Consider the following 22346-nt stretch of genomic DNA (forward strand, 5'->3'; position numbering starts at 1 on the left):
CCTTACTTCTTATGCCGAATACGCGGGTTCACCACGCCGTACAGCAGGTCTACCAGCAGGTTGACGAGGATAATCATCGTCGCGACCAGCAGCACCCCGCCCTGCACCACCGGATAATCGCGGCGTTGCAGCGCATCGATCAGCCAGCGCCCCAGTCCCGGCCACGAGAAGATGGTCTCGGTCAGGATCGCCCCGGCCAGCAACGTACCAACCTGCAGGCCGATAACGGTCACCACGGGCAGCATCGCGTTACGCAGAGCGTGAATAATGATGACGCGCATACGGGTCAGGCCTTTGGCGCGCGCGGTACGGATGTAATCTTCACCCAGCACTTCCAGCATCGATGAACGGGTCATACGCACAATGACCGCCAGAGGAATGGTACCCAGCACCATCGCAGGCAGGATCATATGCGCCAACGCATCAATAAAGTTGCCCTCTTCACCCCAGATGGCGGTGTCGATAAGCATAAAGCCGGTTAGCGGATTGGAATCATCAAGGAACACCATGTCGCTCACCCGCCCAGAAACTGGCGTCAGGTTCCACTGCACGGAAACCAGCATGATCAGCATCATGCCCCACCAGAAAATCGGCATGGAGTAACCGGTCAGCGCCAGGCCAACGGCGGTATGATCGAAAATAGAGCCGCGCTTAACGGCAGCAAGTACACCCACTGGGATACCCACTGCGACGGCGAAAATCATCGCGCAGACGCCGAGTTCCAGCGTTGCTTTGAAGCGAGGTACGAACTCTTCCCATACCGGTAAGCGGCTTTTCAGTGAGATACCTAAATCACCATGCATAACCCCCCAGATATAGTGGAGGTACTGCTGCCACATCGGCTTATCCAGACCGAGTTCAGCCAACAGTTGAGCATGACGCTCAGGGGAGATCCCACGTTCACCCGCCATGATCATAACCGGATCGCCGGGGATCATATGGACGAAGGCAAAGGTGAGAAGAGTGATACCGATAAACGTGGGGATGACGAGTCCCAAACGTCGGAGAATGAACTGCAACATAACCCGGATTCTCTCTAATGACGCACGGCCTGGAACCGTGAGTCTGTATTGCTCACAAATCTTATCCCACGCAAACTGCATCGCGGGTAAAGCATTACGCCGGAGGGCGCTGCGCTTATCCGGCCTACACATCACCGGGGCGCAGCGCTTCCTTAATTGCTTTTAATTATTCGACAGAGACGTTTTCGAAGTGGTGTTTGCCTAATGGATCAACCACATAGCCTTTCACTTCTTTACGCACTGGTTCGTACACGGTGGAGTGAGCAACAATCAGAGCCGGAGCCTGGTCGTGCATAACAACCTGAGCTTGCTTGTACAGTTCAATACGTTTGTTGTGATCGTCGGTCGCACGCGCCGGCTGGATCAGGTCTTCAAACGGCTTGTAGCACCAGCGAGAGTAGTTGGAACCGTCTTTCGCTGCCGCACAGCTGAACAAGGTGGCGAAGAAGTTGTCCGGATCCCCGTTGTCGCCGGTCCAGCCCATCATCACCGCCTGATGTTCACCCGCTTTGGCGCGTTTCAGATACTCGCCCCACTCGTAGGTCACAATCTTGGCCTGAACGCCAATTTTCGCCCAGTCAGCCTGAACCATTTCTGCCATACGACGTGCGTTCGGGTTATATGGACGCTGTACCGGCATAGCCCACAGCTCAACGGTAAAGCCTTTGTCCTGACCCGCTTCCTTCAGCAGCGCTTTGGCCTTCTCAGGATCGTAGGTGTAGTCTTTAACGTCATCGTTATAGCCCCACATGGTCGGCGGGATCAGGTTTTTCGCGGCAACGCCAGCGCCCTGATAAACCGCTTTGATGATCGCTTCTTTGTTTACCGCGTAGGTCAGCGCCTGACGGACTTTCACGTCATCAAACGGTTTCTTCTCGGTGTTGAAAGAGAGGTAGCCAACGTTCAGACCCGCCTGTTCCATCAGGTTGATGTTTTTATCCTGCTTCATGCGCGCGATGTCTGCCGGGTTCGGGTACGGCATCACCTGGCACTCGTTTTTCTGCAGTTTGGCGTAACGCACGGAAGCGTCAGGCGTAATGGAGAAGACCAGACGGTCGATCTGCGGCTTGGTGCCCCAGTAACCTTCGAATGCTTTATACAGAATACGGGAGTCTTTCTGGTACTGCTGCAGCTGGAACGGACCGGTCCCGATTGGGTTCAGATCCACTTTCTCCGGAGAACCGGCTTTCAGCATGTTGTCAGCATATTCTTTGGAAAGAATAGAAGCGAAGTCCATCGCCAGGTCAGCCAGGAACGGCGCTTCCGGGCGAGTCAGCACGAACTGAACGGTTTTATCGTCCACTTTTTTCACTTCGGAGATCAGATCCGGCAGACCCATCCCTTCGAAGTATTCATAGCTGCCGCCAGAGACTTTATGGTACGGGTTCTGGGCATTTTTTTGACGATCGAAAGAGAACACCACGTCATCGGCGTTAAAATCGCGCGTCGGTTTAAATTCTTTGTTGTCCTGCCACTTCACGCCCTGACGCAGGTGGAAGGTGTAGGTTTTGCCGTCTTCGCTGATTTCCCACTTCTCAGCAAGGCCCGGGATCACTTCAGTCGTACCGGTTTTGAACTCAACCAGGCGGTTATAGATCGGTACGGAGCTGGCATCATAGGTGGTGCCAGAGGTGAAAAGCTGCGGGTTAAAGCCTTCAGGAGATCCTTCTGAACAATAAACCAGAGTTTTAGCCTGTACGCTTGCTGCGACGGTCATAGCCACCAGGCTCAGACCAAGCTTCAGCATCCCTGACTTCTTCAAGGAAATACTCATTCTTCTGCTCCAAATGTGATGTTTGTTGTTTTACCCTTTGCAGTGGGTTTGCACCGCCTGGCCTTTTTTGTTTTTTACCCGGCCGGGTCGGCGTTAAGAGGATGGGGATTCCGTTCACATAAGCGACTGAGTTGCAGTGCGGATTCTCCATGAAATGCCCCTCATACCCTACAATCTGTCAACAGAATGTGAAAACGTCAATACAGGTCACCGTGATTTACGCCAACGGTGAGAATTCACAAACAAAGATTAAAAAAAGTGCGGAAGGACATTTTCAGCAGGGAAATTTGTGCTACGCGTACTATGCCAGAATAAACATCTTCATATTTCGCAACATTTGGTGATTAACATTTATGCAATTTATTCAAACTTTCTAAATTAATGCTGCATATCTGAGCGATTAATACCATGAACGTTAAAGCGCACAGCGTAAAATGCCAGCTTCAGCCATAAGTAGCGCAAAAAAAGTTTCAAGCAAATATAAAAAAAGGCAATGGAATATGTCACAGAATCGTTAACAGTCAGTGGGAAGTGGTGCACAATTTTTGCAGATAAAATGAAGGTCAAACATGGGGTCGGAAAAACAAAAATACGCCCTGCCAGCGCTTCGCCTGTAGGCCGGATAAAGCGCTTGCGCCGCCATCCGGCAATACCAAAACGCTGCAATGTTTTGCCTGATGGCGCTTCACCTGTAGGCCGGATAAGGCGCTTGCGCCGCATCCGGCAATGCCAAAACGCTGCAATGTTTTGCCTGATGGCGCTTCACCTGTAGGCCGGATAAGGCGCTTGCGCCGCATCCGGCAATGCCAAAACGCTGCAATGTTTTGCCTGATGGCGCTTCACCTGTAGGCCGGATAAGGCGCTTGCGCCGCATCCGGCAATGCCAAAACGCTGCAATGTTTTGCCTGATGGCGCTTCGCTTATCAGGCCTACAAAAGCCACCAATGCAAAAAGCCCGCTCAAAGAGCGGGCTTTTTAAATTTGGTCGGTGATAGAGGATTCGAACCTCCGACCCCTTCGTCCCGAACGAAGTGCGCTACCAGGCTGCGCCAATCACCGAATGCGGGGCGCATCTTACTGCTCAGCTGCGCGCCCGTCAATCCCTTAGTATCAAAATGCCATTTGATCGGTGAGAAAGTCAGCAGCTCAGTTACTGGGCTGTAGCCTTATTCGCGTCCGGGATACGGCACCAGTTGTTATTCTCGTTAATACCACCATTTGGCGAGGTATAACCGAGGCAACCCAAAATGGTGTCGTACAGTTCAACATGACGACGCGGCACCTTCATATCAGCTTCTTGCTTAAGGTGTGCAAACGCCTTCGCATGGTCGGGGTCATCCAGATACTTGTCAGACATCCACACCATCATAGGAACGCGGAACTGCTCAGGTGGCGCCATTTTACGCGGCGTACCGTGCAGGTGCTCGCGCTCGTTAATCGACTCACCGTGATCGGCGGCGTAGAACACGATCGCTTTCTTATCGCGTAGTTGATCAAACACTTTGGTAATAAAGTGATCAACATAGGTTACCGAGTTATCGAATGAGTTGATCATCTGGGCCTTCGAGCAGCCACTATCAACATTGACACATTCCGGCTTCCACTGCGCATATTCGCGGGTGTAGCGCTGGGTGTAGTTAAAATGCGAGCCCTTAGTATGCAGAATAATCAGATGCTTGCCACCATCTTCATTATTTTGTAGAGACTGCTGCATCTCGGTAATCAACAGCATATCGTCAACGTTCTTGCCACGGTTGCGCGGCTCTGCGCCAATCTGCTCACGATAGGCGATGTTCTCCGCCATGGTGTTACTGTAGAACCACATCTCGCTTTGCATCGCGTAAAGATCGGTCTTGAACCCTAACTGGCCGAGCACGGAGAAGACGTTTTGTTCTTTCAGAGTACGCTGCGGGTTTTCTTCTGCCCCACCCTCACGCACGAACATACAACGCAGCGAAAGTTTTGTTGCCGTATCACAGGAATATCCACGGAAGGCGGCCAGATTTTTCTCCTGGGCGAGCCTTGGCGTGGTATTACGCTCATAGCCAAAAATCCCCATATGATCCCAGCGGGTCGTTTCGCCGATAATAAAGACCACATAGGTGTCGTCGAGGTTTTTGGGGGCAACATAGGTAAACTTCTTCGCCGGGTTCATCAACGATTTGTTGTCTGAGGATTCATCCACCTGTGCCCAGGCGTACAGACCCAGCGCGGAGAGCCAGTTTGACGGCAGATAGGAATTCGCCACTACCCCGCCATAGCTGGGTAAATCGATTCCCGTTGCTCGCTCAACGCTTCTCTGTTGCATGCTCAGCAGGCGAATCGGCGCCCATACCATCAAGCCAGCCAACAATACCACCGCCACGCTACGCCATCTCATGCCAGGCGTACGGATCTGTTTCATCAGGGTATAGCGGCAGCGATTACTCCAAATCAGAACCAACGGTAAAATGCTGACCGAAACCAGCCACACGACAAAATGCCAGCCAACAACTTCTTTCGATAAATCAATATCCGTGGTCATTACGGAGGCAATAATACCGTAACCAATTACCACATTCAGGAAGGTCATGTAATAGCTGGCACCGGCAGAACACAGCACCACTAAGGTTGTCAGGACACGCCAGGCGCGCCGACCAAATAAAGAGAGAAGCCGTAGTAAAAAGAAGGTCACCAGAACAGTGCCGGCTAATTCAACAACCGCAGAGAGTCCTTTCCAGACGGTAAACTCGTGTGCATATCCGCTAAAGCGCCGGAAAAATACAGCACAGTTCATAAACAAACCGATATAGATTGCCAGCAGGAAACTGAGTTTCTGCTGCGTCATCGACTTAATGTATCTCATGCAAACAAACCCTGGGAATCGGGATAAAAACACCCTGTGCAGTAGTCAAACAGACCAGGCAGGGGAAAATGCGACAACAGCAGAGGTGAAATGTCTACGGGCGCGGGTAAGTAGACCACAGGAGGGTGAAAAAGTGCTTATGGAGAATGCAAATGGCGCATATATTTTTGTAAATATATGCGCCAGGTATTAATCAGACTACTAATAGGTTTAGGCGTGCGCCTCGGTATATACGCTACGCTGTGGCTGGCGGATGGTGGTGGAGAGTGCCAGTGAGATGATTAACAGCGCAAAGATAACGCAGAAGGTCACATAGAAACCGCCGAACAGCGAGGCGATAATGGAACCACAAATGCTGCCGATACCGAAACCTAAGTAAATGACACCATAGTTTTTAGCCAGGTTGTTCAAACCGAAGAACTCGCTCACCAGTGACGGGAACACGGTGATGGTACCGCCAAAGTTAAATGCTACACAGGCAATCGCCGCAAAGAAGGTCACATCATTCAGCGGGGCGAACAGCAGTGCCGCCATACCGACCAGCGAAACGACCTGCCCAATGGTGATAACGCGAATACGAGAGATTTTGTCGGACAGAATCCCCAGAACCAGACGACCGGACAGGTTAGCTATAGAAATGACGGTGACCGCATTTGCCGCCGTTGCCACATCCATATGCGCCAGGCTTTGTGCAATATCTTTCGCCACGCCAATCACATACAGCCCACTCATACACGCCGTCAGGAACATCACTGCCAGCATCCAGTACTGCGGTTTACGCATGGACTGCGCCAGGGTGTAGTCATTCTCAACCACGCCATTTTTCGTTTTCACTTCCTGATTCGGCGCGTCTTTCATCAGCGTGGAGCCAAATACGATCATCACCAGCACAATCGCGCCCCAAATCATGAAGGTTTTTTCCAGACCCACAGTGCTCAACAGTTGGCTGTCGATGAATTTAAAACCGAGGCTGCCAAGACCGTAAGAACCGATGGCAAAGGCGGAAATCAGCCCTTTACGCTCAGGGAACCATTTTACACAGTTGGAAAGTGTTAACAGGTAGCCTGCTCCATCCGCCAGACCGACCAATACACCGGCGCTCAGCCACAGCATAATCAGGCTGTCAGAGTGGGCGGTTAAGAAGAAGCCGACACCCAGTAAAATACCGGAGGCCATGGTGACGCGTTTCACGCCAAAACGTTCCTGCAGTTTCCCGGCGACGGAAGAAGAAATTGCCAGCCCGAGGCTCAGCAGGCCAAAGGAAAAGGCAACCTGACTCACTGGCGCATCAAGCTTAGAAGAGAGCGCACCGTTAAACAGGCTCCAGGTATAAACAGAACCTAAAGCAAATTGAGTAATGATGGTGCCGATCAGTGTCAGCCAGCGGGTACGCTGATAATCAGAAGTTTTCATGGCAGTCTTCCTGCATAAACAAAATGGGAAATTCTCTGCCAACAACCATACCGAAGCGCTTTTATGAGCAGGAGAAAACGGCATGAAATGCCGCCAGGACGGAATGAAATGCCTGGAATGTGGAATGAATGACGAGACAAAAAGTCGGGTTACTGAATTTTATCGCATGAGTTAGTACACGCTATCGCTGGAGTGCGTGTGATTGTTGATCTCAATATGTAATCAAGATGTTTATGTGCTGATTACTTACGTTAAAATTTGGCGCTCACTCCCATGGTGTACATATAGTCGCTGTTGTTGGTGCTGTTTTCAGCCTGCGAAAGCGCTGCGTAAGCCGCCATGTGCGGGTTCAACAGCATATCCGCACCGACGGTAACATCCACCCAGTTACCGTCCTGACCCGCTGCTGACATGCGGCTGAGACCCGACTGCGCCTTCCAGATATTCTCGCCAAACTGCTGGTTATAGCTGATTTGCGCCCACGGTCGCACATCACCGAACTGCGAATTGACTCGCCAGCCCAACGAGCTCACGCTGGCATGCCACAGCGGATCGTTCTGCGTTACCGAAGTCGCGCTGTCGCCAAATTCGTTGTAAGTAGATGTGGTTGAACCGTCATAATGCAGTGCGGCAACCGGACCGGTCGTTACCTGCCTGGACAGCGGGAAGTTCCAGCCCATACTCATGCCGCTGGTCGCATCCATAGGCGTCTCATCCGCAAGATTCACCACGGGACCCGCCACGTTCTGAGTGGAACGAATACGTTCTTCCAGAATGTCGTTATAACGTGGTTGGTGATCGCTGTCCCATGTATAACGTTCAGCCGTATGCCCTGACATAGCATCAACGATATATTCTTGTTGCCAGCCATATGCTGTATTGATGGACAGCGCACAAACTACGACGCTCGCCAGAGTTAACCTTTGGCGACCACTACTGTTTCTTATAATCATCAACGCGACTCCAGAAAAGAGCCGAATTCGGCGATATTATTGTCATTGTGTGAAGGATATCGGGCCCATCAGGCCCTGTATTAAATATTGTCTTTTTAGCTGGCGCGTCAAGGCGGGCCGAATGAAATTTTTACGCCAGTAAAAACAGCGAGGAAGAATATGCAGCGTTGCGGATGGGTCAGCCAGGATCCACTTTACATTGCCTACCACGACAAGGAATGGGGCGTCCCCGAAACTGATGGTAATAAACTGTTCGAAATGATCTGCCTGGAAGGTCAGCAGGCCGGGTTATCGTGGATTACCGTACTCAAGAAACGGGAAAATTATCGCCACGCTTTCCACCATTTTGATCCGGAAAAAGTGGCGGCCATGACCGAAGAGGATGTGGAAAGGCTGGTACTGGATGCCGGCATTATTCGTCATCGCGGAAAAATTCAGGCCATTATCGGCAACGCTCGCGCTTTTCTGACGATGGCGCAAAACGGAGAGTCGTTTAGCGAATTCGTCTGGTCATTTGTTGATAACCAACCGCAAGTGACTCGCGCCGCCAACCTGAGTGATATTCCCACCTCCACGCCTGCGTCAGACGCGCTGTCTAAAGCGTTAAAAAAACGCGGATTTAAGTTTGTCGGCACCACCATTTGTTACTCCTTTATGCAGGCGTGCGGCCTGGTCAACGACCATGTCACCAGCTGCATCTGTTATCCGGGAGAACAACATGATTCGTGAATCCAAGGCTGAAGATCTGCCGTCAATTCTGGCGCTGTGGATGGAAAGCACAATCCATGCCCATCCGTTTATCGAAGAGCGCTACTGGCGCGAAAGTGAATCCGTGGTGCGGGATGTTTATCTGCCAGCCGCGCAAACCTGGGTTTGGGAAGAAGAAGGCGAGCTCAAAGGCTTTGCCAGCGTGATTGATGACCGCTTTCTCGGCGCGCTGTTTGTCGCACCTGCCGCCATCAGAAGCGGGATCGGCAAAGCGCTGGTGCAGCATGTCCAGCAGCGCTTTTCGATACTCAGCCTTGAGGTCTACCAGAAGAATCAATCAGCGGTGAACTTCTACCATGCGCTGGGTTTTCGCATTGAAGACGGCGCATGGCAGGAAGAGACTCACCATCCCACGTGGATTATGGGCTGGCAGGCGGATCAAACGCTGTAAGCGTCAACGTTGGTCCGCTGTATTTTTCGAGCCACGCCAGCGCTGTGTTGCCCGCGCAGCCATTCCCCAGCTTCGAGCTGGGGAGATCTTTGGTCAGCACGTTGACGGCGCCATTTTTACAAATACCGTTCGCTGCGAGATCCAAATCAGGCCACGCGCCTTCATGAATACAGATGACGCCGGGTTTAATACCCGCCGTCACCACCGCGCCCGCCAGAACTTGCCCGCGCTGGTTCCACACCCTGACCGTATCGCCATCCGCAATGCCGCGCGCGTGGGCGTCCTGCGGATGAATCGTTATCGGCTCACGATCCGCTACCGCGTACTGCTCACGTAGCGCACTGTAGTTAAGCTGACTATGCAAACGGTGCGCCGGATGGGCGGAAAGCAGCTGTAGCTGGTCCGGTTCGGCGTTACCGAACCACTCATCCGGCTCCAGCCACATCGGGTGCCCCCCGCAGTCCGCGTAGCCGTAACCTGCAATCCTCGCGGAGTAGATTTCAATTTTTCCGCTGTCCGTTTTCAGCGGATGCGCCTGCGGGTCGCGGCGAAAATCCGCAAAACGGATAAACTGTGCGCTGGCGGCGTTTTCCGGCATTTCGATCAGGGCGTTGCGCTGCCAAAACTCGGCGAAAGGCGGCAATGTCACCTGCTGACTGGCCCCACGTTGCCCGGCAATATTGTAAAAAGTCTCCAGCCACGCCAGTTCGCTTTTACCTTCGGTGAACCGTTCATATCCGCCCTTTTCCCAGCGCTCACTCAGCTCGGCAAAGACATCAAAATCATTTCGCGCTTCGTCCTGCGGCGGTACGACCTGCTTCATCGGCACCAGGTGCTGGTTGCTGTAATCGCCGGTCATGGTCAAATCATTACGCTCAAAGGAGGTGGTTGCTGGCAGCACGATATCGGCATGCTTTGCTGCTGCGGTCCAGAAACACTCCGAGATGACCACCAGCTCCGGTTTTTGCCAGGCGCGAATTAAACGGTTAGTGTCCTGATGATGGGTGAAGTTAGCGCCACCCGCCCACCACAACATGCGAATGTCCGGGAAATGACGGTCCATGCCGTTGTGCTGGTAAAAACCACCGGGGTTCTCCAGCGCTTCAACAATTCGTGCCACCGGAATTTTATCTACTGCGTCGGTGCCGCCTTTAACGCTGCCTTGCATTGAAGCCAGTACCGCAGCCCGGCGCGTTGGGTTGCCGCCGTTGGCAAAATGGTACGACAGCCCAAAACCGCCGCCTGGCGTCCCGATTTGTCCGAGCATGGCGGCCAGGGTGACAATCATCCAGTGTTTCTGCTCGCCATACTGCTGGCGCTGCATGCCCCATCCGGCCATCAGCATGGTGGTATTTTGGTGAAATATCGCCGCAAGTTCGCGTATCTTCGCCGCCGGAATGCCACAAATATCTGCCGCCCATTCTGCCGTTTTTGCAACATCATCAGATTTACCCAGCAGATAGTCGGCAAAACGGTCATATCCGGTGGTACACCGGGCGAGAAAGTCCTCGTCATGCCAGCCGTTTTCCACCAGCGTATGCGCGATGCCCAGCATCAGCGCTACGTCGGTCCCCATATGCGGGGCAATCCATTCCATCTTATCGCCAAAGAAATCGACGCTTTCCGATCGCATCGGATCGATACAGATCAACCGTTTACCGCTGTCGCGCAATGCCTCAAAGTACGCGAGGCCCTGCTCATCGGACGCGTTCCAGGCAATCTTGAGAGTGTTGAGCGGATTGGCGCTCCACAACACCACCACTTCGCTGTTCTCCAGCACCACCGGCCAGCTGGTTTGCTGCTGGTAAACTTCGTTCCCGCCCACCACGTACGGCATGATCGCCTGCGCAGCCCCCGTCGAGTAATCCCCCAGATGCCCGGTATAACCGCCCGCCAGCGCCATATAACGCTGTAACAGGGTCGCCGCTTTGTGTAACACGCCGTTGGAACGCCAGCCGTACGAACCGGCAAAAATTGAGGCCGGGCCGTAGCTGTCACGGATGCGTTTATGCTGCGTATGGATAAGATTCAGCGCGTCGTCCCAACTGACGCGAACAAACTCATCCTGCCCACGTACGCCCTGTGGGTTCTCCGGCGAGGCGAGAAACCCTTTACGCACCATCGGAAAACGTACCCGCGTTTTACTGTGAACCTGGTCGCGCACCACGGTTTGCAAAGAGTTGGGATGAGCGGTGGGCAGCGCGCCACGCGAGGAGAAAACCGTCTCACCATCAGTGTCGACGAGGATTGGTCCCCAGTGGGCGGCGGTTAACACCGAGTAATGTGCGGGTGAATTAGCCAAGATGGCGCTCCTGAATGCGATGTAACGGCTTATTTATTATGCCGTTCAATGTTACTTACAAATTTCAGAGTCTTCCCTGGAATTTTCTTCATGTTCACACGTCATAATCAACCGCCACGGTCGCTGTGGCAAAGAAGAAAAAGTCATTAAGGAATTAAGATGAAGAAACGTGTATTTGTTATTGCTGCCATCGTGAGCGGCGCCCTGGCGGTTTCTGGCTGCACAACAAACCCTTACACCGGCGAACGCGAAGCGGGTAAATCCGGCATTGGCGCAGGTATTGGCTCTCTGGTCGGCGCGGGCATTGGCGCACTCTCTTCTTCGAAGAAAGATCGCGGCAAAGGCGCACTGATTGGCGCAGCGGCTGGCGCGGCCGTTGGCGGTGGTATCGGCTATTACATGGACGTGCAGGAAGCGAAACTGCGCGAAAAAATGCAGGGAACGGGCGTCAGCGTGACACGCAGTGGCGATAACATCATTCTGAACATGCCAAACAACGTCACCTTCGACAGCAGCAGTGCCAACCTGAAGCCTGCGGGTGCTAACACCCTGACCGGCGTGGCGATGGTACTGAAAGAGTACAATAAAACCGCCGTCAACGTACTGGGCTTCACCGACAGCACCGGCAGCCAGGATCTGAATATGCGTCTGTCGCAGCAGCGCGCAGACTCCGTAGCCAGCGCCTTGATCACTCAAGGGGTCGCAGCTAACCGCATCCGCACTCAGGGTATGGGCCCGGCAAATCCAATCGCCAGCAACAGCACGGCGGAAGGTAAAGCGCAAAACCGTCGCGTAGAGATTACCTTAAGCCCGATCCAGTAACGTTTTGTGCCGGATGGAGACAGTCCGCGCCCATCCGGCATGAAGCACTTGCCATCGTTGATTTTCGCGTTAAGGTGTTGTCACCAAATTCAGGGAAATCAGCGATGAGCAAATCAACACGGGCAACCATCAGCGATGTGGCGAAAGCCGCAAAAACCGGCAAGACCAGCATTTCACGTTATCTCAACGGTGAAAAGCACCTGCTTTCCGACGCGCTGCTGGCCCGCATTGAACAAGCCATTGCCGATCTCGACTACCGTCCCAGCCTGATGGCGAGGGGCCTGAAACACGGTCGTACCCGCCTGATTGGCCTGATCATCGCCGATATTACCAATCCCTACTCTGTCAACGTGTTAAGCGGTATTGAAGCCGCCTGTCGCGATAAGGGCTTTACCCCACTCGTTTGTAACACCAACAACGAAGTGGATCAGGAACTGCATTATCTCGACCTGCTGCGCAGTTACCAGGTCGAAGGGATTGTGGTCAACGCCGTTGGGATGCGCGAAGAGGGGCTGAATCGCCTGCAACAGTCTGCACTGCCGATGGTGCTGATTGACCGTAAAATTCCCGATTTCGCCTGTGATATGGTCGGGCTGGATAACACCCAGGCGGCAACGGTTGCCACCGAACATCTGGTCGAACAAGGTTTTGAAGCCATCCTGTTCCTCAGCGAACCACTCGGCATGGTGAATACCCGCCGCGAACGCCTGAGCGCTTTTCGCGCCACGCTCGCGCAATACCCCGGCGTTATCGCGCAAAATGCCGAAGTCCCGCTCACGGACAATACGCAACTGGACGACACCCTGCGCCAGTTTCACCAGCAGCATCGTGGCATGCGCAAAGCCGTTATCTCTGCCAACGGTGCCCTCACGCTACAAGTAGCCCGCGCCCTGAAACGCATTGGCCTCAACTGGGGGAGCGACATTGGCTTACTCGGCTTTGACGAACTGGAATGGGCAGAGCTGGCGGGCGTTGGTATTACCACGTTGAAACAACCCACCTGGCAGATTGGTTACACCGCCGTTGAGCAGGTTGTGCGCCGGATTGATGGCGGCTCCGCTGCCATTCAGGAACAGGTCTTCTCCGGCGAGCTGATCGTGCGAGGCTCTACCGCCCGTTAAATTACCTTCGTGATGGTGATCATAAATTCGACATCATGGGCTTTTCTTTGGAACCGGTTCCATCTGGCGTTATAACAAGAACGCTAGTCTGGAGTTTCCATGAAAAGAAAAATTATGGTGGTCACAGCCGCTTACGGTCACGACCAGGTACGGGCCGCAGGCGGGCAAACGGCAATGCTGCCCATTATCGCTGAAGCCGGTGCTGACGGCGTCGAAATCCGCCGCGAGCTATTAACCGAGGCCGAGCTGAAAACGCTGTCAACGATGGCCTCTGCGATCGAAATCTTCGGCCTGCTGGCCTGTTACTCTGCGCCTGAACCGTTGTTCCTTGAGGACGGTAACCTCAACCCCCGTCTTCCAGAACTACTTGAGGAAGCGCAGGCCTTGCAGGCACTGTGGTTAAAAGTCTCCCTCGGCCATTTTTCCCATACCGAACAGTTCAACGTTCTACGCCAATGGCTGGACAACAGCGGAATGGAGCTGGTTGTCGAGAACGATCAGACCGACTGCGGACGCCTGCAGCCGATGCAGCGCTTTAACGAAGCCTGTCAGGCGCAAAACCTGCCGATATCTTTAACCTTCGATATGGGCAACTGGCTGTGGGTGGGCGACTCCCCGGAACAGGCGGCGCAGAACCTGGCGTCAACCGTTGGGTATATCCATGTCAAAGCCGCAGTTGCACATCGCGACAGCTACCGCGCCGTACCACCTGATACAGCCGATCCGCGCTGGCTGGCGCTGCTAAAAACGCTGCCCAACGATGTCCCGCGCGGCATTGAGTTCCCCCTGGAAGGGCAGGATTTGGCGGCGGTTACCCGCCACTACGTCGAGCTGTTACGCGAGGAGTAACGCATGAAAAATTCACTGGATGTGGCCACTATTGGTGAAGCGATGGCGATGTTTGTCGCCACGCAAACCGGCGAACTGGCGGATGTGGAGCAGTTTATCAAGCGCGTTGCAGGCGCTGAGCTTAACGTAGCGACCGGTCTTGCTCGTCTGGGCCTGAAGGTCGGTTGGGTGAGCCGCGTTGGCAACGACAGCTTTGGCCGTTTTATCGTTAAGTCGCTGGAAAAAGAAGGGATTGATGCGCAGGGAGTCACCCAGGACGGGCGTTACGCTACCGGCTTTCAGCTTAAATCTAAGGTTGAAAATGGAACCGATCCCATTGTGGAATATTTCCGTAAAGGTTCCGCTGCCAGCCACCTCAGCATTGAAGATTATCACGAGGACTATTTCGCCAGCGCGCGCCACCTGCACCTGAGTGGCGTAGCGGCAGCGCTTTCTGCCAGCTCTTATGAACTACTGGCGCATACCGCCCGCACCATGAAGGCCCAGGGGAAGACCATCTCGTTCGACCCGAACTTGCGCCCGGTATTGTGGAAAAGCGAAGCCGAGATGGTGGAAAAACTGAACCGCCTGGCATTTCAGGCAGACTGGGTTTTACCAGGGTTAAAAGAGGGCATGATTTTAACCGGTCAGCAAACGCCTGAAGCCATCGCCGACTTTTATCTGCGCCATGGCGTGAAGGCCGTGATCGTGAAAACCGGGGCTGATGGCGCCTGGTACAAAACCGCCAGCGGCGAACAAGGCTGCGTGGCACCGGTAAAAGTCAACAACGTGGTCGATACAGTCGGCGCAGGCGATGGCTTTGCCGTGGGCGTTATTAGCGCCCTGCTGGAAGGCCGCTCGTTGCATCAGGCGGTGACCCGCGGCAATAAAATTGGCGCACTGGCCATTCAGGTTCAGGGCGACAGCGAAGGATTACCCACACGTGAACAATTAGGGGAATAAACTCCCGGCCAACTCTGTACCCTACATACAGAGGCGGCGTATCAGCATAACCAGAGGGCAGTCTATGAATAGCTCAACTAATGCAGCAAAACGCTGGTGGTACATCATGCCAATCGTGTTTATCACGTATAGCCTGGCGTACCTTGACCGCGCGAACTTCAGCTTCGCCTCCGCCGCCGGTATCAACGAGGACCTCGGCATTACCAAGGGGATCTCTTCCCTGCTGGGCGCACTGTTTTTCCTCGGCTATTTCTTCTTTCAGATCCCGGGCGCAATTTACGCTGAACGCCGCAGCGTACGAAAACTGATTTTTGTCTGTCTGATCCTCTGGGGCGCATGCGCGTCGTTAACCGGCATGGTCAGCAATATTCCAATGCTTGCCGCCATCCGCTTTATTCTTGGCGTCGTTGAAGCCGCCGTGATGCCGGCAATGCTGATTTACATCAGCAACTGGTTTACGAAATCTGAACGCTCGCGCGCAAACACTTTCCTGATCCTCGGTAATCCGGTCACCGTCCTGTGGATGTCCGTGGTTTCCGGTTACCTGATTCAGGCGCTGGGCTGGCGAGAAATGTTCATCATCGAGGGCTTCCCGGCCATCATCTGGGCGTTCTGCTGGTGGGTGCTGGTAAAAGACAAACCGTCTCAGGTCGGTTGGCTGTCAGAATCTGAAAAAGCCGCCCTTCAGGCAGAACTGGAAAAAGAGCAGCAAGGCATCAAAGCCGTACGTAACTATAGCGAGGCTTTCCGCTCACGAAACGTCATCCTGCTGTGTATGCAGTATTTCGCCTGGAGTATTGGCGTCTATGGTTTTGTCCTGTGGCTACCGTCGATTATCCGCAACGGCGGCGCAAACCTGGGGATGGTGGAAGTTGGTTGGCTGTCATCCGTACCGTATCTGGCGGCAACGGCGGCGATGATCCTCGTCTCCTGGGCGTCCGATAAGCTGCAAAACCGTAAGCTGTTTGTCTGGCCACTGTTACTGATCGCGGCGTTCGCGTTTATCGGCTCCTGGGCCGTAGGCGCAGACCACTTCTGGATTTCTTACACGCTGTTGGTTATTGCAGGCGCGGCAATGTACGCCCCCTATGGTCCCTTCTTCGCCATCATCCCGGAAATGCTGCCACGCAACGTCGCCGGTGGGGCAATGGCGTTGATCAACAGCATGGGCGCGCTAGGCTCATTCTTTGGTTCATGGTTTGTCGGCTACCTCAATGGCGCAACCGGCAGCCCGTCCGCCTCGTACATTTTTATGGGGGTAGCGCTTTTTGTCTCAGTGTGGCTAACTTTGATTGTTAAGCCTGCTAATAATTCCCAAATTCCGGTTGGCGCACGCCACGCTTAAATTTTAACTTACGGAGATTCGCATGAAGCCGTCCATTATTCTCTATAAAGCGTTACCTGACGATTTACTGCATCGCCTGGAAGAGCATTTTACTGTGACTCAGGTGCCTAACCTGCGCCCGGAAACGGTCACACAGCACGCCGACGCTTTTGCCAATGCAGAAGGTCTACTGGGCTCCAGTGAAGCCGTCAATACCGCTCTGCTGGAGAAAATGCCCAGGCTGCGTGCGACCTCCACGATTTCCGTAGGCTATGACAACTTCGACGTCGATGCCCTCAACGCACGTAAGGTGCTGCTGATGCACACGCCAACCGTGCTGACGGAAACCGTCGCCGATACGGTAATGGCGCTGGTGTTAAGCACCGCTCGCCGTGTGGTGGAAGTTGCTGAACGGGTGAAGGTCGGTGAATGGACCAAAAGTATCGGACCGGACTGGTTTGGTACCGATGTACACCACAAAACGCTGGGGATTGTCGGTATGGGCCGCATTGGGCTGGCGCTGGCACAACGTGCGCATTTCGGCTTTAGCATGCCGATTCTCTATAATGCGCGCCGTCATCATCAGGAAGCAGAAGAACGCTTTAATGCACGTTACTGCGACCTCGATACGCTGTTGCAGGAGTCTGATTTTGTCTGCCTGATCCTGCCGTTAACCGACGAAACGCATCATCTGTTCAGCACCGAGCAGTTTGCCAAAATGAAGTCTTCCGCCATTTTCATTAACGCCGGACGTGGCCCGGTGGTCGATGAAAAAGCGTTGATTGCCGCCCTGCAAAAAGGCGAAATTCATGCCGCTGGCCTGGATGTATTTGAGCAAGAGCCATTACCGGTAGACTCACCGCTGCTGTCACTGCCCAACGTGGTGGCCGTACCGCACATTGGTTCAGCCACGCACGAAACGCGCTACAACATGGCGGCCTGTGCGGTGGATAACTTAATCGATGCGCTGCAAGGACGCGTTGAGAAGAACTGCGTAAACCCGCAGGTCGCATCATAAACAAAAGGCCGGGTAGCGCTTACGCTCACCCGGCCTTTCATGTATTACCGTATCTTAATTACTGAGCGGCATTCACCGCAGCAGTCCAGGCCTGATTAAATGCCTGATGCTGAGCAGCCAACGGGCCAATCAGCGTATTGTACTGACTTGCCTGCTGTGACGTTGGGAACTGGATACCGTTGGCGACAAAGCTCACCTGCGTATCCTGCTGCGCCACAAAATCACCAACCTGCACCAACTGCTGCGTGAAAATTTGCGCGGCAGGGATCAGCGGCTGTAAGGCCTCTGCTGGTGCAGTAACAACTTTGTTGTACACCTGATCAAAGACCGGCTTCAGATCTTCGCCCTGCTTCAGCGCGCCATGTGCAGCATCTGCCTGTAGTTTCGCATTCTGCAACTGTTGCCCTAATACACCTAGCGCACCATTTGCCTGACGCAGCGGTTCACGCTGAGTCACATAATCCTGAGGAACACGAATCGCATTTACGCTATCAACCACCGGGCGCAGACCGGAGTCCATCGCCTGATTAACCTGCTGCGAATAGCCATACAGAATCGCGTAATCGGACACAAACGGGCCAAACTGTTTTTTCTGATCGGCGGTCAGCGTTGGTAAACGCTCTCCGCTACGCATTGCAGTATTCTGCAGAAAATCGATAAACGCTTTGCGTTGATCGCCTTCTTTATCAAAACACCCACTCAGGCCAACTACCATTAAGAGCGCCAAAACAGGCGCAAACCAGCGAGAGCAGGACTTACCTGTCGCCATTTTAATACTCCTTTCACCCAAAAATGCGCACAACGACACCCGCGTGCCTGACGTTGACAAGGATAGTCCAGGTCAGCCCCGCAAGATACCCTTTCCGCGTAATCTTGTGGGGGAAAATAACCGTTCCCACCACCGTTCGTTTTGCTAAACAATGCTGCATTTACCACTCGGCGTCATATTTTAGTCATCTTTACAATCGGAATCGATCGTTCGGAGATCCCGACCTTTATCAGTTCGTTAGCCAGCAAAAGATTATCACCTGCGATCCGCTGAAACGAATCCATCACACAAACCTTAAATCCGGCTTCATTTTTTCCGACTACTCTTAATGAGCTTCGAAGAAATTCACGATCCCGCTGTGTGATTTGTAGGAGTTCTCAATGGAATACAAAGATCCTATGTTTGAACTGCTAAGCAGTCTGGAGCAGATTGTTTTTAAAGATGTATCGCAGACGGTCACTCTGCCGCAAAAAACCAACCCTTTCACCGAATTTGAACAGCTACGACGAGGGACAGGTTTAAAAACAGATGATTTTGCCCGAGTGATGGGCGTGACGGTCGCGATGGTTCATGAATGGGAGTCTAAACGCGTAAAGCCTTCCACTACCGAATTGAAGTTAATGCGCTTGATTCAGGCAGACCCTAGGTTAAGTAAGCAACTGATGGATTGAACTATTTTTCAATTTTGCTTAAGAACGGTCCTGTTACAGGGCCGTTCTCTTACGAAGGTTATCCACAAAAAAGAAAATAGTAGTTGCATCCACATGCGTAAAATGAGTTAATGCCCTCAACGGTTTGACGTACAGACCATTACAGCAGTTAGTAAGGCAAGTCCCTTCAAGAGTTATCGTTGATACCCTTCGTAGTGAGCATTTCCTTTACTGTTAAAAAATCTGTAAAGCACGCCATATCGCCGAAAGGCACACTTATTTTTTAAAAGGTAATACACTATGTCCGGTAAAATGACTGGTATCGTAAAATGGTTCAACGCTGACAAAGGTTTCGGCTTCATCACTCCTGACGATGGCTCTAAAGACGTGTTCGTACACTTCTCTGCTATCCAGAACGATGGCTACAAATCTCTGGACGAAGGTCAGAAAGTTTCCTTCACCATCGAAAGCGGCGCTAAAGGCCCGGCAGCTGGCAACGTAACCAGCCTGTAAGCTTAAAAAGCTCAAAAATTCTGAATCCCTGCCAAACGGCGGGGATTTTTTTTATCTGTACTTCGCAGCACATCCCACCTAAACGCTTCTTTGCATTACTTTACCCGTCGCCCCTTTGACCTTTCCCTAAGGGCAAGCTTTATAGTGAGCCAGTCTATATTCCACAATTTTCACAAGGAATTGAAGCTATGTCGAAATCCTCACTGCTGCTGATTTTAGGTTTGCTCACCACTGGTACTGCTTTCGCGGCAACGCCGGAAGCTACTTTTCTGGCCGAACACGGACTTAGCGGGAAATCCGTCGAACAAATCGTAGAAACGATCGATCAATCACCGCAGAGTCGCCCGCTGCCGTACTCAGCGTCCATCACCAGCACCGCGTTGAAGCTCTCTTCGGGCGATCAGATTTATACCCTGCCGCTCGGTGACAAGTTCTATCTGTCGTTTGCCCCGTATGAATGGCAAACACATCCTTGCTTCAACCACAGCCTTTCTGGCTGCCAGGGCGAAATGCCGGAGAAGACATTCAATGTCAAAGTGACGGATAACAAGGGTGATGTGGTGGTACAAAAAGCGATGAAGAGCGGCCGTAATGGCTTTGTCGGGGTATGGCTACCGCGCAATATGGAAGGCACCATCGCAGTGAGCTACAACGGTAAAACGGCGAAGTATCCTGTTAAGACGATGGAAGACAGCCAGACCTGTCTGACAAAATTGCAGTTGCGCTAATAACATAAAAAAATGCCGGATAAGGCGAAGCCGCCATCCGGCATTTTCTAAGTCAGCGCAGGGCCATTACTGCAGCAGAGAAATATCCGCCACGCGCAGGAACAGCTCACGCAGTTTTTCGAGCATAGACAGGCGGTTAATACGCAGATCTTTATCTTCCACGTTAACCATCACTTTCTCGAAGAACGCATCGACCGGTTCACGTAGCGCCGATAGCTCAACCAGCGCTTCCTGGTAATGACCGGCAGCGAAGACAGGCTCCAGCTTATCGCGCAGCAAGACAACCTGCATTGCCAGCGCAATTTCTTCCGGCTCTTTCAGCGTCGCCGCATTCACGCGGTCATTCAGCGTCTCTTCAGACTTCGCCAGGATGTTCGATACACGCTTGTTCGCGGCAGCCAGCGCGGACGCGGCTTCCAGCGTACGGAAGTGCGAAACCGCCTTCATACGTGCGTCAAAATCAGCCGGACGAGTCGGACGACGTGCCAGTACGGCCTGAATGGTGTCGACGGTGTAACCTTCGTCCTGATACCAGGCGCGGAAGCGACCGAGCATAAAGTCGATAACGTCATCCACCACGTTGGCGTTGGTCAGCTTGTCACCATACAGACGAACCGCTTCTTCGGTCAGCGTTTGCAGATCCAGATTCAGGTTCTTCTCAACGATAATACGCAGCACACCCAGCGCAGCACGACGCAGCGCAAACGGGTCTTTGTCGCCTTTCGGATGCTGACCAATACCGAAGATACCCGCCAGGGTGTCCATCTTGTCAGCAATCGCCACGGCACAAGCTACCGGGTTCGACGGCAGATCATCACCGGCAAAACGCGGCTGATACTGTTCGTTCAGCGCCACGGCTACATCTTCCGCTTCGCCATCGTGACGCGCGTAGTGCATGCCCATCACACCCTGGGTGTCGGTGAACTCGAAGACCATGTTGGTCATCAGGTCACACTTGGACAGCAGGCCAGCACGCGTTGCGTGGTTAACATCAGCGCCAATCTGACCAGCAATCCAGCCCGCCAGAGCCTGGATACGGTCAGTCTTGTCGCGCAGCGTACCCAGTTGCTGTTGGAACAGCACGGTTTGCAGACGCGGCAGATGGTCTTCCAGACGTTTTTTACGGTCGGTATTGAAGAAGAACTCGGCATCCGCCAGGCGCGGACGAACGACTTTCTCGTTACCGGAGATAATCTGGATCGGATCTTTCGATTCGATGTTGGCAACGAAGATAAAGTTCGGCAGCAGTTTGCCGTCGTTCGCGTAAACCGGGAAGTACTTCTGGTCACCTTTCATGGTGTGTACCAGCGCTTCAGACGGAACTGCGAGGAATTTCTCTTCGAACTTCGCGGTCAGCACTACCGGCCATTCCACCAGCGAGGTGACTTCTTCCAGCAGGCTTTCGCTCAGATCAGCGTTACCGCCAATCTTACGCGCCGCTTCTTCAGCATCGGCTTTGATTTTCGCTTTACGCTCAGCGTAATCCGCAATTACTTTGCCGCGCTCACGCAGGATTTCCGGGTACTGATCGGCAGAATCGATGGTGAATTCCGGCTCGCCCATAAAGCGGTGCCCGCGGATCACGCGATCGGACTGAATGCCCAGAATCGTTGCCGGAATCACTTTGTCGCCCAGCAGCAGGGTCACGGTGTGAACCGGACGCACGAAGTGGACATCAGACGCGCCCCAGCGCATCAGTTTCGGGATAGGCAGCTTCGCCAGTGACGTGGCGATCATGTTTGGCAGCAGCGTTTCTGCGCTTTCGCCTTTTACATGCGCACGGTACAGCAGCCATTCGCCTTTGTCGGTAGTCAGACGCTCAGCCTGATCAACCGTGATGCCGCAGCCACGTGCCCAACCTTCTGCCGCTTTACTCGGTTTGCCTTCAGCGTCAAACGCCTGGGCAATGGCCGGACCGCGTTTTTCAACTTCGCGATCGGGTTGAGATTCCGCCAGATTCGCGACTTTCAGCGCCAGACGACGCGGCGCGGCGAACCACTGAACGTTGCCGTGCGCGATGCCAGCGTTATCCAGCTCCGCGGTAAAGTTTGCAGCAAAGGACTCAGCCAGGCTGCGCAGTGCTTTTGGTGGCAGCTCTTCAGTGCCGATTTCCACCAGAAAAGTTTTCTCAGACATGGCCGC

22 protein-coding genes and 1 tRNA gene are annotated in these 22346 nt (G+C 53.3%); 11 read left to right on the forward strand and 12 right to left on the reverse strand.

The genetic code is table 11. From position 1 onward, the window contains the following. Positions 1-2: 2 nt before the first annotated feature. The 9 genes from dppB to OGY72_RS21565 form a co-directional block, all read right to left on the reverse strand. A complete protein-coding gene (gene dppB, locus OGY72_RS21525) occupies positions 3-1022 on the reverse strand; it encodes a dipeptide ABC transporter permease DppB (protein ID WP_003827415.1) in 1020 nt (339 codons plus the stop codon). A gap of 166 nt (positions 1023-1188) precedes the next feature. Further along, the gene (dppA, locus tag OGY72_RS21530) at positions 1189-2796 is read right to left on the reverse strand and encodes a dipeptide ABC transporter periplasmic-binding protein DppA (protein ID WP_003827414.1); all 1608 of its coding nucleotides are present in this window, start codon (positions 2794-2796) and stop codon (positions 1189-1191) included. Next, positions 2711-2947 carry a hypothetical protein gene (locus OGY72_RS21535; protein WP_162604169.1) on the reverse strand — a complete coding sequence of 79 codons (237 nt, stop codon included), beginning with the start codon at positions 2945-2947 and terminating at the stop codon, positions 2711-2713. Before OGY72_RS21535 ends, dppA begins: the two co-directional genes overlap by 86 nt. Positions 2948-3174: 227 nt before the next feature. Continuing rightward, positions 3175-3462: a hypothetical protein gene (locus tag OGY72_RS21540; protein WP_286549352.1), complete on the reverse strand. Its 288-nt coding sequence runs from the start codon at positions 3460-3462 to the stop codon at positions 3175-3177. Between the two features lie 96 nt (positions 3463-3558). After that, positions 3559-3738 carry a hypothetical protein gene (locus OGY72_RS21545; RefSeq protein WP_286549356.1) on the reverse strand — a complete coding sequence of 60 codons (180 nt, stop codon included), beginning with the start codon at positions 3736-3738 and terminating at the stop codon, positions 3559-3561. Between the two features lie 40 nt (positions 3739-3778). Then, positions 3779-3855: transfer RNA gene (locus OGY72_RS21550), tRNA-Pro, on the reverse strand. A 91-nt stretch (positions 3856-3946) separates the two neighbouring features. Beyond that, positions 3947-5641: a kdo(2)-lipid A phosphoethanolamine 7''-transferase gene (gene eptB / locus OGY72_RS21555; RefSeq protein ID WP_286549358.1), complete on the reverse strand. Its 1695-nt coding sequence runs from the start codon at positions 5639-5641 to the stop codon at positions 3947-3949. Between the two features lie 210 nt (positions 5642-5851). Then, complete coding sequence (locus OGY72_RS21560; protein WP_063941883.1) at positions 5852-7054, reverse strand: L-lactate MFS transporter; 1203 nt, start codon at positions 7052-7054, stop codon at positions 5852-5854. A 251-nt stretch (positions 7055-7305) separates the two neighbouring features. Beyond that, on the reverse strand, positions 7306-8007 hold the full coding sequence (locus OGY72_RS21565; protein ID WP_003827405.1) for an autotransporter outer membrane beta-barrel domain-containing protein: 702 nt from the start codon (positions 8005-8007) through the stop codon (positions 7306-7308). A 159-nt stretch (positions 8008-8166) separates the two neighbouring features. On the opposite strand from OGY72_RS21565, the gene tag reads away from it, so the two are divergent. Further along, a complete protein-coding gene (gene tag / locus OGY72_RS21570) occupies positions 8167-8736 on the forward strand; it encodes a DNA-3-methyladenine glycosylase I (RefSeq protein WP_003827403.1) in 570 nt (189 codons plus the stop codon). Continuing rightward, positions 8726-9166 (forward strand): N-acetyltransferase, encoded by a 441-nt coding sequence (locus OGY72_RS21575; RefSeq protein WP_279275387.1) that lies wholly within the window; start codon positions 8726-8728, stop codon positions 9164-9166. The genes tag and OGY72_RS21575 overlap by 11 nt, the downstream gene beginning before the upstream one ends. Here the strand turns inward: OGY72_RS21575 and OGY72_RS21580 are convergent. Next, complete coding sequence (locus OGY72_RS21580) at positions 9135-11468, reverse strand: molybdopterin guanine dinucleotide-containing S/N-oxide reductase (RefSeq protein WP_286549372.1); 2334 nt, start codon at positions 11466-11468, stop codon at positions 9135-9137. The two genes, OGY72_RS21575 and OGY72_RS21580, sit on opposite strands and share 32 nt — an antisense overlap. Before the next feature lie 159 nt (positions 11469-11627). Between OGY72_RS21580 and OGY72_RS21585 the strand changes: the two genes are divergently transcribed. From OGY72_RS21585 to ghrB, 6 genes are all read left to right on the forward strand, one after another. Then, a complete protein-coding gene (locus OGY72_RS21585; RefSeq protein WP_003827397.1) occupies positions 11628-12290 on the forward strand; it encodes an OmpA family lipoprotein in 663 nt (220 codons plus the stop codon). A gap of 104 nt (positions 12291-12394) precedes the next feature. Continuing rightward, the gene (locus OGY72_RS21590; RefSeq protein ID WP_005133828.1) at positions 12395-13411 is read left to right on the forward strand and encodes a LacI family DNA-binding transcriptional regulator; all 1017 of its coding nucleotides are present in this window, start codon (positions 12395-12397) and stop codon (positions 13409-13411) included. Positions 13412-13510: 99 nt separating this feature from the next. Then, positions 13511-14260, forward strand: a complete 750-nt coding sequence (locus tag OGY72_RS21595) for a sugar phosphate isomerase/epimerase family protein (protein WP_191219648.1) — start codon at positions 13511-13513, stop codon at positions 14258-14260. A 3-nt stretch (positions 14261-14263) separates the two neighbouring features. Continuing rightward, on the forward strand, positions 14264-15202 hold the full coding sequence (locus tag OGY72_RS21600) for a sugar kinase (RefSeq protein WP_286549376.1): 939 nt from the start codon (positions 14264-14266) through the stop codon (positions 15200-15202). A gap of 64 nt (positions 15203-15266) precedes the next feature. Beyond that, positions 15267-16547, forward strand: coding sequence for an MFS transporter (locus OGY72_RS21605; RefSeq protein WP_286549377.1), 1281 nt, complete (start codon positions 15267-15269; stop codon positions 16545-16547). Positions 16548-16569: 22 nt separating this feature from the next. Next, positions 16570-17544 (forward strand): glyoxylate/hydroxypyruvate reductase GhrB, encoded by a 975-nt coding sequence (gene ghrB, locus OGY72_RS21610; RefSeq protein ID WP_286549379.1) that lies wholly within the window; start codon positions 16570-16572, stop codon positions 17542-17544. A gap of 58 nt (positions 17545-17602) precedes the next feature. Here ghrB and OGY72_RS21615 read toward each other — a convergent pair whose 3' ends face one another. Then, positions 17603-18313, reverse strand: a complete 711-nt coding sequence (locus OGY72_RS21615) for a DUF3053 domain-containing protein (protein ID WP_003827386.1) — start codon at positions 18311-18313, stop codon at positions 17603-17605. A 380-nt stretch (positions 18314-18693) separates the two neighbouring features. Here OGY72_RS21615 and OGY72_RS21620 point away from each other — a divergent pair, with 380 nt between their 5' ends. From OGY72_RS21620 to cueP, 3 genes are all read left to right on the forward strand, one after another. Continuing rightward, complete coding sequence (locus OGY72_RS21620) at positions 18694-18984, forward strand: HTH-type transcriptional regulator (RefSeq protein ID WP_003827383.1); 291 nt, start codon at positions 18694-18696, stop codon at positions 18982-18984. Between the two features lie 279 nt (positions 18985-19263). Continuing rightward, on the forward strand, positions 19264-19476 hold the full coding sequence (gene cspE, locus OGY72_RS21625) for a transcription antiterminator/RNA stability regulator CspE (protein ID WP_000014594.1): 213 nt from the start codon (positions 19264-19266) through the stop codon (positions 19474-19476). 188 nt (positions 19477-19664) lie between these two features. Beyond that, a complete protein-coding gene (gene cueP / locus OGY72_RS21630; protein WP_286549384.1) occupies positions 19665-20204 on the forward strand; it encodes a copper-binding periplasmic metallochaperone CueP in 540 nt (179 codons plus the stop codon). A 66-nt stretch (positions 20205-20270) separates the two neighbouring features. On the opposite strand, the gene glyS is transcribed toward cueP, so the two are convergent. Next, positions 20271-22340 carry a glycine--tRNA ligase subunit beta gene (glyS, locus tag OGY72_RS21635; RefSeq protein ID WP_286549387.1) on the reverse strand — a complete coding sequence of 690 codons (2070 nt, stop codon included), beginning with the start codon at positions 22338-22340 and terminating at the stop codon, positions 20271-20273. Positions 22341-22346: the final 6 nt, after the last annotated feature.

The sequence above is a fragment of the Citrobacter sp. Cpo221 genome (assembly GCF_030332345.1).
GTDB classification, from domain to species: Bacteria; Pseudomonadota; Gammaproteobacteria; order Enterobacterales; family Enterobacteriaceae; genus Citrobacter; species Citrobacter portucalensis.

What these genes read in the sequence shown, in the direction of transcription:
- dppB (WP_003827415.1), bottom strand. Translation starts at nt 1,022, where the DNA reads ATGTTGCAGTTCATTCTCCGACGTTTGGGACTCGTCATCCCCACGTTT.
- dppA (WP_003827414.1), bottom strand. Translation starts at nt 2,796, where the DNA reads ATGAGTATTTCCTTGAAGAAGTCAGGGATGCTGAAGCTTGGTCTGAGC.
- OGY72_RS21535 (WP_162604169.1), bottom strand. Translation starts at nt 2,947, where the DNA reads ATGGAGAATCCGCACTGCAACTCAGTCGCTTATGTGAACGGAATCCCC.
- eptB (WP_286549358.1), bottom strand. Translation starts at nt 5,641, where the DNA reads ATGAGATACATTAAGTCGATGACGCAGCAGAAACTCAGTTTCCTGCTG.
- OGY72_RS21560 (WP_063941883.1), bottom strand. Translation starts at nt 7,054, where the DNA reads ATGAAAACTTCTGATTATCAGCGTACCCGCTGGCTGACACTGATCGGC.
- OGY72_RS21565 (WP_003827405.1), bottom strand. Translation starts at nt 8,007, where the DNA reads ATGATTATAAGAAACAGTAGTGGTCGCCAAAGGTTAACTCTGGCGAGC.
- tag (WP_003827403.1), top strand. Translation starts at nt 8,167, where the DNA reads ATGCAGCGTTGCGGATGGGTCAGCCAGGATCCACTTTACATTGCCTAC.
- OGY72_RS21575 (WP_279275387.1), top strand. Translation starts at nt 8,726, where the DNA reads ATGATTCGTGAATCCAAGGCTGAAGATCTGCCGTCAATTCTGGCGCTG.
- OGY72_RS21585 (WP_003827397.1), top strand. Translation starts at nt 11,628, where the DNA reads ATGAAGAAACGTGTATTTGTTATTGCTGCCATCGTGAGCGGCGCCCTG.
- OGY72_RS21590 (WP_005133828.1), top strand. Translation starts at nt 12,395, where the DNA reads ATGAGCAAATCAACACGGGCAACCATCAGCGATGTGGCGAAAGCCGCA.
- OGY72_RS21595 (WP_191219648.1), top strand. Translation starts at nt 13,511, where the DNA reads ATGAAAAGAAAAATTATGGTGGTCACAGCCGCTTACGGTCACGACCAG.
- OGY72_RS21600 (WP_286549376.1), top strand. Translation starts at nt 14,264, where the DNA reads ATGAAAAATTCACTGGATGTGGCCACTATTGGTGAAGCGATGGCGATG.
- OGY72_RS21605 (WP_286549377.1), top strand. Translation starts at nt 15,267, where the DNA reads ATGAATAGCTCAACTAATGCAGCAAAACGCTGGTGGTACATCATGCCA.
- ghrB (WP_286549379.1), top strand. Translation starts at nt 16,570, where the DNA reads ATGAAGCCGTCCATTATTCTCTATAAAGCGTTACCTGACGATTTACTG.
- OGY72_RS21615 (WP_003827386.1), bottom strand. Translation starts at nt 18,313, where the DNA reads ATGGCGACAGGTAAGTCCTGCTCTCGCTGGTTTGCGCCTGTTTTGGCG.
- OGY72_RS21620 (WP_003827383.1), top strand. Translation starts at nt 18,694, where the DNA reads ATGGAATACAAAGATCCTATGTTTGAACTGCTAAGCAGTCTGGAGCAG.
- cspE (WP_000014594.1), top strand. Translation starts at nt 19,264, where the DNA reads ATGTCCGGTAAAATGACTGGTATCGTAAAATGGTTCAACGCTGACAAA.
- cueP (WP_286549384.1), top strand. Translation starts at nt 19,665, where the DNA reads ATGTCGAAATCCTCACTGCTGCTGATTTTAGGTTTGCTCACCACTGGT.
- glyS (WP_286549387.1), bottom strand. Translation starts at nt 22,340, where the DNA reads ATGTCTGAGAAAACTTTTCTGGTGGAAATCGGCACTGAAGAGCTGCCA.